The organism is Wolbachia endosymbiont of Drosophila ananassae (assembly GCF_008033215.1).
Lineage (GTDB): Bacteria > Pseudomonadota > Alphaproteobacteria > Rickettsiales > Anaplasmataceae > Wolbachia > Wolbachia pipientis.
This window is the reverse complement of record NZ_CP042904.1, coordinates 330,574-345,273: the sequence shown is the minus strand read 5'-3', so window position 1 is coordinate 345,273 and position 14,700 is coordinate 330,574. Positions and strand designations below refer to the sequence as shown.

The 14,700-nt window shown below is 34.2% G+C and carries 12 protein-coding genes; 8 read left to right on the top strand and 4 right to left on the bottom strand.

Features of this window, described 5'->3' with window-relative positions:
• The first annotated feature begins 2 nt into the window (after positions 1 to 2).
• On the top strand, positions 3 to 2,492 hold the full coding sequence (locus EA652_RS01665; protein ID WP_012673136.1) for a hypothetical protein: 2,490 nt from the start codon (positions 3 to 5) through the stop codon (positions 2,490 to 2,492).
• On the opposite strand, the gene pheT is transcribed toward EA652_RS01665, so the two are convergent.
• Positions 2,483 to 4,822, bottom strand: a complete 2,340-nt coding sequence (pheT, locus tag EA652_RS01660; protein WP_012673135.1) for a phenylalanine--tRNA ligase subunit beta — start codon at positions 4,820 to 4,822, stop codon at positions 2,483 to 2,485. The two genes, EA652_RS01665 and pheT, sit on opposite strands and share 10 nt — an antisense overlap.
• 112 nt (positions 4,823 to 4,934) lie before the next feature.
• The gene (locus EA652_RS01655; RefSeq protein ID WP_010962582.1) at positions 4,935 to 5,198 is read right to left on the bottom strand and encodes a hypothetical protein; all 264 of its coding nucleotides are present in this window, start codon (positions 5,196 to 5,198) and stop codon (positions 4,935 to 4,937) included.
• A gap of 229 nt (positions 5,199 to 5,427) precedes the next feature.
• On the opposite strand from EA652_RS01655, the gene EA652_RS01650 reads away from it, so the two are divergent.
• The 6 genes from EA652_RS01650 to EA652_RS01625 are packed head-to-tail and all read left to right on the top strand — an operon-like array spanning position 5,428 to position 10,022.
• Positions 5,428 to 6,153: a F0F1 ATP synthase subunit A gene (locus EA652_RS01650; RefSeq protein ID WP_006280272.1), complete on the top strand. Its 726-nt coding sequence runs from the start codon at positions 5,428 to 5,430 to the stop codon at positions 6,151 to 6,153.
• Positions 6,154 to 6,212: 59 nt separating this feature from the next.
• Positions 6,213 to 6,440, top strand: a complete 228-nt coding sequence (locus EA652_RS01645; protein ID WP_006014985.1) for a F0F1 ATP synthase subunit C — start codon at positions 6,213 to 6,215, stop codon at positions 6,438 to 6,440.
• 3 nt (positions 6,441 to 6,443) lie between these two features.
• A complete protein-coding gene (locus EA652_RS01640; RefSeq protein ID WP_007548633.1) occupies positions 6,444 to 6,923 on the top strand; it encodes a F0F1 ATP synthase subunit B family protein in 480 nt (159 codons plus the stop codon).
• An 8-nt stretch (positions 6,924 to 6,931) separates the two neighbouring features.
• The gene (locus tag EA652_RS01635) at positions 6,932 to 7,408 is read left to right on the top strand and encodes a F0F1 ATP synthase subunit B family protein (RefSeq protein ID WP_006280273.1); all 477 of its coding nucleotides are present in this window, start codon (positions 6,932 to 6,934) and stop codon (positions 7,406 to 7,408) included.
• A gap of 5 nt (positions 7,409 to 7,413) precedes the next feature.
• Entirely contained in the window at positions 7,414 to 9,012 is a 1,599-nt protein-coding gene (locus tag EA652_RS01630; protein ID WP_012673134.1) for a glycosyltransferase family 2 protein, read from the top strand.
• Positions 8,994 to 10,022 (top strand): COX15/CtaA family protein, encoded by a 1,029-nt coding sequence (locus EA652_RS01625; protein WP_012673133.1) that lies wholly within the window; start codon positions 8,994 to 8,996, stop codon positions 10,020 to 10,022. Before EA652_RS01630 ends, EA652_RS01625 begins: the two co-directional genes overlap by 19 nt.
• Here the strand turns inward: EA652_RS01625 and EA652_RS01620 are convergent.
• The gene (locus EA652_RS01620) at positions 9,971 to 12,046 is read right to left on the bottom strand and encodes an acetyl-CoA carboxylase biotin carboxylase subunit (protein ID WP_012673132.1); all 2,076 of its coding nucleotides are present in this window, start codon (positions 12,044 to 12,046) and stop codon (positions 9,971 to 9,973) included. The two genes, EA652_RS01625 and EA652_RS01620, sit on opposite strands and share 52 nt — an antisense overlap.
• A gap of 63 nt (positions 12,047 to 12,109) precedes the next feature.
• Entirely contained in the window at positions 12,110 to 12,823 is a 714-nt protein-coding gene (locus EA652_RS01615; RefSeq protein WP_012673131.1) for a hypothetical protein, read from the bottom strand.
• Between the two features lie 150 nt (positions 12,824 to 12,973).
• Here EA652_RS01615 and gltX point away from each other — a divergent pair, with 150 nt between their 5' ends.
• Positions 12,974 to 14,404, top strand: coding sequence for a glutamate--tRNA ligase (gene gltX, locus EA652_RS01610; protein ID WP_012673130.1), 1,431 nt, complete (start codon positions 12,974 to 12,976; stop codon positions 14,402 to 14,404).
• Positions 14,405 to 14,700: the final 296 nt, after the last annotated feature.

The following is a 14,700-nucleotide window of genomic DNA, read 5'->3' as shown; positions in this document are numbered from 1 at the left end:
ATATGAATAAAGCTGTTGCAGATGATTATGAAGAAGTTGTTAACAATAGTGGTGGTTTAGGTAAAGCAGAATCTGTTGTTACTTTGGAGGAGGAAGAAGAGTTTTTTGATGCTATGGAAGCTGTTTCTAATGTAGAAGAAGGGAATAATTTAGGTCTTGCTACTTCAGAAGAGGAAGAAGAATTTTTTGATGCTGTGGAAGAACAAGAGCCGTTAGCTAATTTTAACGTTCCACTCAGTATATTTCATTATAAAGATTATAACTCTGATTTTTTTACTTCCTGGTATAATATATCAAGCGAAATATTTAAGGAAATAAATAGAACTTGCCCAGAAAAGAAAATATTAAATTTAGCTCTGTCAGTTTTAATGCTTCCTTATATTGCTTTTACTGCACTGGGATTAGTCGTATGCAGTAGATTTCAAGCAAACAGCAAGACACAAGACAGTGTAGGGGAAGATAAGACAAAAAAGAGTGAAACTGGCGTGCCAAAAAGATTGGCATATGGTGTTCTTGCTGCAATAGCAATTTTTGTTAATATGGCTGTACTTGTAGCCTTAGTTGTTCCTGCAACAATTGCTTTGGCTACTTTTTATCTTTTAAATAGAGATTTATCTCACTCTTTAGTTACTGCTCTTAAAATAAGTATGGGGCGGTATTCTAATAAGCATCAAAATATTGAGGTGTCTTTTCATGAAAAGGAAGTTACTGGACCAAATATTGCGTGGGATATGGAAATAGAATTTCCACCGCAATTTAAACGATTGCTTAGAGATTTGTATGAAAATGAAAATAACAAGTGGTTTGATGTGACGCGGAATTCAGAGCATAGCATCGTACTGAAATTGTCAACTAACATCAATTTAAAAAATGGTCTTAAGCCCTTACGCAATGAAATCAAGGATGTGCTTGCAACTTCTATTCAGGAATTTGCGAAGACTATGGAAGAACTGATAAAGCTAGAAAAGAAAGAGATTACATATGATAAATTGAAGGAATTATTGAACGAATTCAAGTCGAAAGTGGTAGATAGTATAGGTCCTAATTTGACAAGTCACTTAATACAAAGTGCTTATCAAGTTGCCTTTATACAAGCAATTAAGTTTCAGCGAGATAGACGGGGAGAAGATTTTTCGCTGGAAGATGAGATAAAAAATTCTTTAGTGAGACAGGAATTAGAGAGTTTAAGAGGAATAGGTCAAACAAGGTGTAACGATATATATAAGAAATTAAAAGAAATACATGAAAACAGTAGCTTAACAAATGACACCTTAAAAAGGGGGTTAGAAGACCTTTTTAAATTCGAATATGATGATCAAGAGATTGAGCGCAGGCTGATAAAATCAGTAATGAAAAAAGTTCAAGGTAAGTTAAGTCAATCAGATATACCGGATAAGGAGAAGCAAAGCCTAAGGAAGCAGCTTGAAGATTTAGAAAAAAAAGTAAAGGTTCCATCGGATAAGGAAGCTTCAGCTAAAATAAATGACTTTATAGAAAAGATGTATTTAGAAATAAAAAAATATAAAGTGCAAAGGTTACTTCGAGAACAAAAAAAGGGTGTTTTACGTTTATGCAAGAAATTAAGAAAATATGGTGAATCAGGTCTAGCAGAAATAATTGAAGCTTTTCGCGTGCAAGATGAAGGACATTTAGAAAAATCTACATTAGAACAAACACTCAAAGATCAAAATAAGCGTTTACAAGCTGAACAAAATAACAGGGAAAAAGGGCATCCGGGTACAAGATCAATAGAAGTGCTCTTAAAAAGGAATGAAGAAATTCTGAAAGCATTAAAACAGTTAGAATTAGGCAAAAAAGAATTATTGATAAATGAAGAAACAAAAAATGATTATAAAGAAGAACTAACGTCTCGTGAAAAAATAAAATTTGCAGTAATAGAAGATGATTTACTGAAGGTATTCAAGCTTGAAACTTTTGATGAAAAAGAAATCAAGAAGTTATTAGAAAGAGCAGAACTGGAGTACTGTTTAGCAGAAAAACGCATCAAATATCCTGTAATTAAAACAAAAGATAATATCAAACATTTTAGTCAAAATTTATTGTCTCCTTTGATAGACAATTTGACAAAAAATATAATAAATAATATACCAGGAAATAGTGAAGGTTGTATACAGAAAGTTAAGAACTGGAGTAAAGTTATGTTTGGTGCAATAAAGATTGGAGCATCAAATGCTTATAAAGAGACTACAGAGAGAAAAGCGTTAAATGTGGCACATAATACTTATAAAGAAGGAGAGACATTTCTTCAATGTTTTCAGTCAAATTATGAAGGTATTGGAGCCTTTTTAGGTAATTTATTTTCTGATGATGGGGTAACATTTAAAAATGATGTGTGGCCTAAAATAGAAGAGCATTTGCATGGAATGTGGGATAGATTTTTCAAGGATATTGAATTCAATATTGGAAATAAATTGGATGAAGTAAGTGTGACACAGCAACGGCAGGAAACTATGATTGTGACTCAACGATAAGTTCTCAAAGTTCCTCCGGTATTTTCACATACTAAATTAACTATAGCACTTGATTCTTTTTGGATCTCTTTTTCAGTTAAAGTGTGGATTGGAGAGCAAAAAGTAACTGACAACGCTATAGACATCTTATTCGGTTCTATATTATTTCCATGGTATACATCGAATATCAAAACTTCTGTGATGAGCTCTGAGCTTTTTTTTATCACATTGATTATGTTACCTACTTCCACATCCTTATTTACTATAAATGCAAAATCACGTTTTACACTTTGGTATTTATAATCGATAAATTTCTTTCTACTTACAGGTAAATTTTCAATATTTTCTAGTATTACCTCAAAACCTACAACTTTTTGCTTGATATCAAAAAGATCTAATATATTAGGATGCAACTCTCCAAAATAACCTGCTACTTTATTCTTAAAAGAGAGAGTGCCTGACTTTCCTGGGTGGTAATGTTCTTTTTCTGCTTTCTCTATCGTTAAATTATCACAATTAACGTTAAAAAACTCCAAAGCTGCTATGCAATCAGCCTTTGCGTCAAAAACATCTACTTTCCTATCAGTATTATAATGGTTTCGCGGTAAATTATTTCCTGTTCTTATTCCACTTAAGACATGTTTAGACCGAGCTTCACCATCGTAAATCGGCCCAATTTCGAAGATTGCAAGATCAGATATTCCGTGGGCAATATTATCAGCAGTAACTTGCAATAAATTTGGCATAATACTTGGTCTCATTATATTAAAGTTATTGTTAAACGGATTATCGATGATAAATAACTTATTCGAGTAACCAAATTTTTCGGCTGTTGATTCACTCATAAACGACCAGGTTAGCACTTCATGAAACCCTCTGTTTGTCATCAAAATACGCAAATTGTCGTATGTACTATCTACTTCTTCAACATTATTTGGTAGTGGTTCTTCTTTTATTTTGTCATAGCCGTATATTCTTGTTACTTCTTCAATTAGGTCAGCCGGTATTGTCACGTCCGGTCTCCAGCTTGGTACTTGTACATTCCAATTGCCTTCGGTTTTTTTATCAATACTAAACCCTAGTTTCGTTAAGATATCAAGCACCTCATCAGGCGATACAGACACACTTCCAAACTTGTTCACATCCTGATAATCAAAGCTCACCTTGGTGTCAACACTATCTAAGCTGCCAGCAGACACTACGCTTGAGGTTTCTCCACCACATAAGTCCAGAATCATTTTAGCTGCAAGGTTGAGTCCATCAAAAGTAAATCCAGGATCAACTGAACGTGCAAATCTGTAACTAGCGTCTGTGGAGATGCCGAGCTGCCTTGAAGATTTAGTAATAGAGATGGGATCGAACCAAGCAGACTCTAAAAAGATATCAGTAGTTTCAAGAGTACATTCACTGCACTTACCACCTATAATTCCAGCAATTCCATGAATATTTTTATCACCTGCAATAACGCTTATGTCTTTGTTTAATAAGTATTCTTTACCGTTCAAACCAGCAAATTTTTCTCCGTCGTTTGCTTTGCGTACTGTGAGCTCTCCTTCTATTTTTTTTGCATCATACGCGTGCATTGGGCGGCTGAAAGATATCATAATATAGTTCGTGATATCAACTATTGCAGAAATGGAGCGCATTCCTATCGATTCCAGCCTATCTTTTAACCATTTTGGGCTTTCTTGATTTTTTACATTGGCGATGTATATTCCACTAATAAAACTTTCCCCGTCAGTAACTTCAACATCGATTGGTGAATTTATGAAGCTGGTAAGTTGTGGAATGCTTAAAGTCTTTAATGTCCCAATTCCAGTTGCAGCAAGGTCGCGAGCTATTCCATAAATGCCTAAGCAATCTCCACGGTTTGGGGTAACATTTATATCAATTACAGGGTCACAATTGAAAAATTTATCCCCTACTTTATAATCATCGGAAAGCTCGATTATTCCTTCACTTTCCTCTTGAACCAACGCAAGTTCAGAAGCAGAGCAGAGCATCCCTTCACTTAGCACTCCTCGTATTTTTGTAGGCTTGATTGTGAAATCACTTTCTGGCAATGTGCTACCAAGAGATGCAAGCACAGTTTTCATACCTTCTCTAACATTGTTTGCTCCGCAAACTATTTGTAGAATTTTACTTCCGTCATCTACTTTACATAATTTTAATTTATCAGCATTTGGATGCTGTATCACCTCTAATACTTCTGCAACAATAAAACCAGCTAATTTTGTATTGTCGATCACATCTTCTACTTCTAACCCTATGTGAGTTAATTTATCGGTAATTTCTTCTAAACTAGCATTGGTTTCTAAATACTCCAGTAACCAAGATAACGTGAATTTCATCGATCTAACAAGAAACAAAAAAGTTATTGTAATATAAAATGTAGTGCTTTTAAAGCTTGTTGTAGTGGAATACTTCTACATCATTGTTTATGATGTAGAAGCTTTTGTAACTTTATATCTTCTTGCGAAGAGAAAGAATTTTTTCTATATCACCTTTTAAATCTATCTCCAGAAAGAATTTAAGACTTTCATAATCCCAGGCATCCTCATCAATGTTACCATCAAAAAAGAAGTGTATTATTGCATTGTTGAGTCCTATGTAATAATCGCGAGTATCTTCGTCAAGGAAACAATCTACTGATTCGATGTATCCGTTACCAAATTCCTGCTCCAAATTTAAAGGATGATTAGTGTTAATAAAATCTATTTCGTTCATTATATACCTCACTAAAAATTAAATTATAATCAAAATAAGATATTAAGTCAAGATATTGAATAATTTAACAAGATTAGTAAATTTTAAAATACAGAGCTGACTGTAATTAACATTCTAATTACATATTTTGTTAATATGTTAATGTTATAATAATACAGAGCCTTATCTTAATTCTTGACTTTGTCCTATAAAATTCATACTTTATTTACTGTTTATAATTCAGATTAAAATGGCATTAAATCCGCTGGAACAGTTTAAAGTATATACGGTAATAGAGTTACCTAGGTTATTTGGGTATGACGTAAGCTTTACCAATTCATCTCTTTTCATGATGATTTCGGTGATATTGGTGATACTCTTTTTGCTTTTTGGAATAAAGAAGGGGGCAGTAATACCAGGATATTTGCAAGCTGCAGTTGAGTATGTATATGATTTTGTTATTTCAATAATAGAAAATAACACTGGAAGCAAAGGCTTGCAGCACATTCCATTGATATTTACAGTGTTTATTTTCATTTTATCATGTAATTTGGTTGGTGTTCTTCCTTATAGTTTCACGGTCACAAGTCATGTGATAGTCACCTTCGCTTTATCGATGGTGGTTTTTATTTATATAACGATTGTTGGATTTAAAGAAAGGGGAGTAGAATTTTTACGCATATTGCTACCAAAAGGAACTCCTTCGTGGCTTGCACCTATAATAATTATTATTAAGTTGTTTGCTTATTTAGTAAGGCCGGTTAGCCTATCAATAAGGCTTGCAGCAAATATGATTGCTGGTCATACAATCATCAAAGTGATAGCAGGGTTTATTGTAAATATGAACATATTTTTCACTCCTGCGCCGTTTTTGTTCATAATTGCATTGATAGGATTTGAAGTATTTGTTGCAATTTTACAAGCTTATATATTTACTATATTAACATGTGTATATTTGTCAGATGCAGTAAAGTAATTGACTTCCTTGTAGAATATTTTACAATTATATTATAAAGAAATAATTAAAGGTAATATATGGATTTAGTAGCTTTAAAGTTTATAGCAATTGGTTTAGCTGTGTTTGGAATGCTCGGTGCTGGTTTAGGTATAGCTAATATCTTCTCTGCTATGTTAAATGGGATTGCGAGAAACCCTGAATCAGAAGGTAAAATGAAAAGTTATGTTTATATTGGTGCTGCCATGGTTGAAATCATGGGATTGCTTGCGTTTGTACTTGCAATGTTATTAATATTTGCTGCTTAACAGATGCCACAGCTTGATGTTTCAACCTTCTTTTCTCAAGTTTTTTGGTTTTTAATTTTTTTCTCTTCACTTTTTTTCGTGGTAAGTTGTTTATTTTTACCAAAGTTAGATAAAATAATAAGCACTAGAAGTAAAGAAGTATTGGGTTCTTTTAATAGTTCTGTTCATCTTTTAAGACTCACGGAAGAGCAGATTGCCAAGTATAATGCCGCTTTAAACCAAGCTAGAATACAGGCAAAAAAAATCATAGATGATGCACTTGCTCAGGTAGAAGAAATGAGAGCTAATGTTAAGAATATATTAGAAGAGGAAGACAAAAAAATGAGCAAGCTTATTGAAGAAAAAGTGGCAGAATTTAAATCTGAATATACTGATCAGTTAAAACAAATGGCTACTAGTATTGCTTTAATTTATTATACTAAATTGACCAATTCTGAAATTGAAGAGGAATTTATTGCTGACTTGGTGTCCAAAGAATTTTAGGGGTTTTTATGTCTACATCACTGATTATCGGTCTTGCCTTCTTGGTAGGCTTTGTTCTTTCGTATAAATTGCTGAAGAAAGTGATAAAAAATGCGCTTAACAATAAGCGTAACAAAAGCAAATTTTCAAGTGAAGAAACTGAAAAATTCAGGAAAGATATGTTGGAGTATTACAAAAAATCTTCTGAAAAATACAAAAAATTAGATGCAGAAGTTAATGAAATGATGAATGAAGCACTTGATAAAGCTAATAGTATCATTAAGCACAATAGACAGCAGCTAGATCAGACATTAGATGACAATGCCCATTCTAACTTGAAGAAAGTCACTGACCAAGTTGAAAAAGCTCTTGGAGATTTACAGGCTAACACAGCGAGTATAGCTGCTGATGCTGTAAAAAAAATAATGCATGAACGTAAAGATGATAAGCGTAGTAGCGAGGTCATATCTTCATTTTCACGTGACTTAAATAAAAAATTGCATTAGGTTTAATGCCTATACTTCAAGCTGATAATGTAGAAAAAATTAAGTTTGATTCTAGTTTATGCAAAGAGCAAGAGAAACTTTTTTACTATAAATTTAATATAATTCCTTGGCAAAAATTAAATAATACTACTTTTTTTATGGTTGAAGACACAAGCCGAGATATCAACCGTTGGGTCGAAGCTCATTACGGTATTGACTATGTATTAATAAAAGTGGATAGCGAACAGATTTTAAATCTTCTTAACTCGCACTTTGGTATTTCAGAATTTGCAAGCAACTACTTATATTACAAGAATCCTAATTTTTCAGCTAAAAGCATTAAACTAAGCTCAATATTTTTTGCTTCTTTCTTTATTGTAACTTCAATTTTAACACTAACAGAGAAATATACATATTTTGCTTTGATGTTGATATTTATAATCGGATGTTCTAGTTATTTATTCAAGTTTATAGCTACAATTTTTAACTTATGTGAAACCTCTAATCAAAAAGTGGATTATAGTAAGCTGAATGAAGAAGATTTTCCTATATATACTATTTTATTGCCTGCTTTTAAAGAAAGTGCAGTGATAGAGCAATTGATCGAAAGCATTGAAAGTTTGGATTATCCAAAATCAAAATTAGATGTGAAGCTTCAGGTAGAAAGTGATGACCAAGAAACGCTAGCAGCTATAGAAAAGTACACTTTACCGCAGTATTTTGAAGTAATAAAAGTGCCTCATTCTTTGCCTAGAACAAAAGCCAAGTCATGCAATTATGCTATGAGCTTTGCTAGAGGAAAGTATGCAGTAATATATGATGCGGACGATAAACCAGACCCATTGCAGTTAAAAAAAGCACTGATTGAATTTAATAAGGGCGACGATAAGTTAGCCTGTGTACAGGCGAAATTAAATTACTATAATTGTGATTGTAATTTTCTCACAAAATCCTTTTCTCTGGAGTATATGAACTGGTTTCAATACTTATTGCCTGGATTCCAAAAAATGAACATGCCAATGCCTTTGGGTGGTAGCAGTAATCATTTTTCAGTAAAAATTCTAAGAAAAATGTTTTTCTGGGATGCTTATAGTGTTACCGAAGATGCTGACCTCGGTTTGAGACTTGCGCAAATGGGATATAAAACCAGGATGATTGACTCAGAAACATTGGAAGAGTCACCAATTGCTGTATTTGCTTGGATTAAGCAAAGAGCGCGCTGGATCAAAGGCTATATGCAAACTTATATTGTTCATTTAAAAAATATAAAGTCTCTTTATAAACACACTGGATTTAAGGGAATTTTGCTATTGAATCTTTTTGTTGGCTCTGCAGCTTTTTTATTTTTTACTACTCCATTTTTACTGCTTTCATTGATATTAACTAAAGTTTTAAATGAATTATTTTTGTACTACTTTGTAGTGGTATACGTTACTAACCTGATTCTTTTGGTAATAGCTGTCAAACAGCAAAAGATGCCTTTTTATTTTTATATAGTATCGATATTTTTTCCGGTCTATAGTCTGCTACATAGTGTTGCAGCTTTTCTTGCCTTATGGGAATTTATTCTTTACCCTGAGCGATGGAACAAAACTCAGCATGGTTTATGGAAGCAAAACCTGTAGCTATTTGGCTTTTTCTCTGCTCGGTCATGGTAATTCTCATGGTAGGAATTGGTGGATTTACCAGACTTTCAAAAGCAGGATTGTCAATCACGGAGTGGAAACCAATTACTGGAACATTACCACCACTGAGTGAACAAGACTGGCTACAAGAAAAATTAAAATACGAAGCTACACCTGAATATAAAGCACTTAACTATGGTATTAGTATGGAGGAGTTTCGCGCTATATACTTAATAGAATATATACACAGATTGGTTGCAAGACTAACAGGTTTAGTTTTTGTCCTGCCATTTATATATTTCATATTAAGAAGAAAAATATCTAAAAAGGTAGTAATAAAGCTATTTGTGGCATTATTATTTGGAGCTTTACAAGCTTTTGCTGGTTGGTATATGGTAAAAAGCGGCTTGGTAGCCAAGCCTCATGTTAGCCACTATAGGCTCGCACTTCACTTATTATTAGCATTAGTTATCTTTGCATTATTGTCATATCAATTTTTTGATTATCAGATAAGGCCACAACAAACAAAACTTAAGGTTAGTGGTAACACTATATACTACGCAAGGATGATTTTGGTCCTAATTGTAATACAAATAATTTTCGGCGCATTTGTTGCGGGATTAAATGCTGGTTTGATTTACAATACCTTTCCACTAATGGACGGACAAATCGTTCCAGAAGATTTATTTTTCTTACAGCCTATATGGCTGAATATCTTTGAGAACAGAGCGACAGTGCAATTTATACATCGAGCACTGGCATTGCTAATACTAACTTTGGTAGTAATACTCACAGTAAAAAATGCTAGCATAAAACCGGTATATATTATGCTGCTCTCCGTCGTCATTCAGATCATTTTAGGTGTAATTACTCTATTATTGCACATACCGATAGCCATTGCCATAGCTCATCAAGTGTTTTCATTTATCTTGTTTGGGTCAAGTTTATACTTCTTGTGTTATTTAAGGAAGCAGACTACATCACCAATCTGCACATTTTTTCCTTCTTGAACGGGAATATTTTTTATCACCATTGCTGCTTCAGCACATATGATATTTTCCATTTTCATTGCCTCCACCACAAATAAAGGTTGTCCTATTTCCACCTGATCTCCTACATTTACGTGCAATTTAACTAATAAACCAGATATTGGGGATTTTACAGCATCTGCTGAAATCCCTTCTGTTTCATTATTTAGCATTAACTTACTTAATTCAGCTACATGAGGTTTTAATATACAACACTCAGCTTTCATACCTGCATGTCTTATGAAGTACTTGCTGCCTTGTCTTTCTATTTTAAGTGCTATATTGGTATCGTCATTAATTGTGATATATAGCAATCTATAACTTGATTTCCACTTGCCTATAACGGAGTATTTATTGTGATTATATACCGTTATTAATATATTATCTTGGTATTTTGCATTTACGGAGTACTCATTGTCATTTATATTCACTATGAATAAATCTCTTGCACGGTCACCTGCCATCCGAGTAGCTGATACTGGTGCCCCTTCTTTTTTACTAGATTCCAGTGTCACGCACTGGAATGACACCTGAGATGTTTCATTCACTGCTTTATGATGGTACCTTTCTTCATTTTCCAAATGAACATATAACGCAGTGAAAATAAATATTTTAATATACTCCTCTGTAACAAAATCGCCGTGAAACCCACTAGGGTAATGATCTGGAATGAATCTCGTATGGAGCTTTGCTGCGATAAAATTTGGGTGATGGAAGATGGATTCTAGAAATTCTATATTATTTGTTACTCCTTCTATATAGCATTCAGACAATGCTTTTTGCATTCTGCTGATCGCTTCTACTCTATCTTTTCCATATGTTATCACTTTGGCAATCATCGAATCATAGAACATGCTAATTTCTGAACCTGCAGCAACTCCATCATCTATTCTTACATAATCATTTTCACCCGGTTTATCGTAATATTTTATTCTTCCGCTGGAAGGGAAAAATTTCTTCGATGGGTCTTCAGCGCAAATTCTACTTTCTATTGCAGAACCAGTAAGTTTAATATCATCCTGATTGAATCTCAATTTCTCTCCACAGGAAGTTCTAATCATTTCTTCTACTATGTCTATTCCAGTTATAAATTCTGTTACTGGATGCTCAACTTGCAATCTCGTATTTACCTCAAGAAAATAGAAGTTTTGGTCTTTATCTACAACAAACTCAACAGTGCCTGCTGAAAAATAGCCAACTTGCTTTGCCAGAGAAACACATTGAACATACATTTTTTGTCTTACTTCTTCACTAATGAATGGACTTGGCGTTTCTTCTATTATTTTCTGATTATTCCTTTGTATCGAGCATTCTCTTTCTCCAAGACAAACTATATTGCCATATTTATCTGCTATGATTTGTATTTCAATATGTCTTGGCAACTCTATATATTTCTCTATAAAGATACTGCCATCCTTAAAACTTTTCTCTGCTTCATTTGTGGCTGATGTAAATGCTAGTTCAATTTCTTTTTTGGAATTTACAATTCGCATTCCTTTGCCACCACCGCCTGATGCAGCTTTAAGCATAACGGGAAAACCGATCTCTTCAGCAACTTGAGCTGCATGGGCAGCATCGCTGATCTTACCCATATATCCTGGCACTACATTCACTCCAGCTTTTTTTGCCGCTTCTTTTGCTGTTATTTTGTTGGCTGTAACTTCTATTGTTTCTGCACTGGGGCCGATGAAGTCTATATTATGTTTTTGAAGAGCACGTGGAAAATCTGGATTTTCTGCTAAAAAACCATAGCCAGGATGAACTGCCTCAGCACCTGTTTCAACTGCTACTTCACATATTTTTTCAATGTTTAAATAACTGAGGCAAGAAGGCGAAGGGCCGATATATCTTGACTCATCTGCTTGCCTTACATGCACAGAATTTACATCTGCATCCGAGTATATGCACACACAAGATATACCCATCTTATGGGCAGTTCTGATAATCCTGCAGGCAATCTCTCCTCTGTTTGCTATTAAAATCTTACTGTACTTCTTTTCCGTCATCTTATCAGTATACTTTCTTAGCTTGAGAAAGTAAATTTCTATATCATTGCCTGCAATTTTTTGTTATATCCTTGCAAGATCCTCATTACTAAAAGTTTCTACTGGAGTGCTCACGTCATGCAAGTCATGTATCTCACTAAATACTTTGCCTGACAGATACGCAGCCCCACCAGAAATTATCCCAGCCATCGAAGCCAATGCAAGAGACTGAGAAACTAAAAATAAAAAGTATAAAGACAAACATAAAGCAGCAATACATGCTATCGCTCCTACTATATATAAGCATAGGCGAAACTTCTGGTTACATATAAAGCTGTCTTTTATGCCTGCGATTTCTTTTATTTCTTTTTTGACTGTCTTACTAACCCAGTCAAGAGGAGTCTTTTTAGATTGATCTAGCGCACATCTATTGCACAATGCCTCTTTAACATAATTTTTGACATTTTCTAATTTTTTCGGATCACAATTTGGGTTAGTTTTTTCAGACTCCAAATGCTTGAATATTCCTTTTACTACACTTGGTAATATCCCCACTTCTGCTGCTATATGAAATGGATTTTCATGATCTTTATTGTACTCTAACAAATGAACATTACTTTCAACACTTTTCTTGAAAATAGATAAAAACTTATCAACCTTTCCTGTTTTTGCAGCTAAATGCAGGAGATTATCTCCCCTAATTCTTTGTTTTGTTTTATCAAATGGGCCGGTGTAATGCCAATTGATATTAGCTTCATTATCTGAAAGCAATTTTGCTATATCTACAAGTTCATACATAACTCACCTCGCTATATTTAACCAACACTAAATTATACAACACGATTTATTAAAAATAAAGAAAATTTAATCTCTCAGGATAAATAAATTCTACATTGTTACAAACGTGGATTTTAGGTATCATAGCCTATACTTTACTGTAACAATAACATGCTAGACGTAGTCACGAGATTCGCTCCATCACCAACAGGGTTTTTGCACATTGGTGGGGCTCGTACTGCGTTATTTAATTGGCTCTATGCAAAGCATCATGGTGGCAGGTTTTTGCTAAGAATTGAGGACACCGACAGAAAACGTTCAACGAAAGAAGCAATTGATGCAATTATAGAAGGGCTAAGATGGCTCGGTGTGAGCTATGATGGGGAAATAGTATATCAGTCAAAAAGAATAGAGCGGCATAAAGAAGTAGCAAACCTTTTAGTTGAGAAGGGTAGGGCGTATCACTGTTATTGCCCTGAGGATGAAGTTGCAGAAAAGAAAATAAAAGCAAGAGAAGAGGGCAAGATATACAAGCATAAATGTACTACAAAACCTCCTTCTTGTCATCCAAGTAGCCGACACTGGGATCCAGAAGAAAATATGTGGTCACGCGCTGGAATGACATCGGGTGTGAGGTCAGTTATCCGTTTCAAAGTGCCAGACTCACAAGAGATCGTTATTGATGATAAAATATACGGCCAAATCAAAGTAAATAGCAACCAGCTTGATGATATAGTGATCTTACGCTCTGACAACACTCCAACATATATTTTTGCTGTCGTAATTGACGATCATGATGCTGGAATAACTGATATAATACGCGGTTCTGACCATCTCACTAATACCTTTAAACATCTGCTAATATACCAGGCTCTTGATTTTGACATTCCACGCTTTGCACATGTGCCGCTTATCCATGGGGAAGATGGGAATAAGCTATCCAAAAGGCATGGTGCCACAAGCGTTTGCGATTATGAAAAGATGGGAATATTGCCAAAAGCGATGCGTAATTACTTGCTGAGACTTGGCTGGAGTCACGGCAACGATGAGATTATTAGCGATGAGCAAGCAATAGAGTGGTTTAATTTAGAAAGTATTGGTCGTTCACCTGCACGGCTCGATTTCAAAAAACTGGAGCATTTGAATAACCACTATATTAGTAATATGAGCAATGAAGATATTCTGACTCTAATGCTTAGAGAAAATACTCTAACTGACAAAAAAAAGGGCTATTTACTGCAGGGACTGACAGAGCTAAAAAAAAGAGCAAACTACCTGACCGAATTATTGGATTTAGCAAAATTTTATATTCAAGATCCGCCACTTGATTTAAGTGAAGAGGCTGAGCAAATTGTCAAATCTAACCTCGATATAATCAAGTTACTCGCGTCATTTCTGTCAGAGATCGGTGATGAAAATTGGAATAAGGGTTTTTTATCTTCTCAGATCAAGGAATGTGCAAAATTGCACGATATGAAAATAAGCGATGTATACCACTCATTACGCGCCCCTATAACTGGAGTAATGGATGCACCTGGAATCATTGATATCATGGTGATTCTTGGTAAAGATGAGTGTATAAGAAGGTTACAAGCAATTTAAATGAAATAAGAAAATTTCTTGACAAGCTTTGCCAGCCCCTTTATCATGACAGTGAAGCTATTGTATTTGCTTTCGCCAATCTGCAGATTAAAAGGTAAGGATTACTTAATGTATCGGCGTCTTATGTTTAATTTTTTGCAGTATATAGATACTGTATGTCTTTACAAAACTTCATCTACATCTAGATTTTTATCTAAATAAGCTGAACGCGCTTACAAAGCGTTACAAGACATCAAAAAATGCCAATACTCGACAAAGATAGTAAAAGACTAGCTAACTCGGGGATTCTTTGTCTT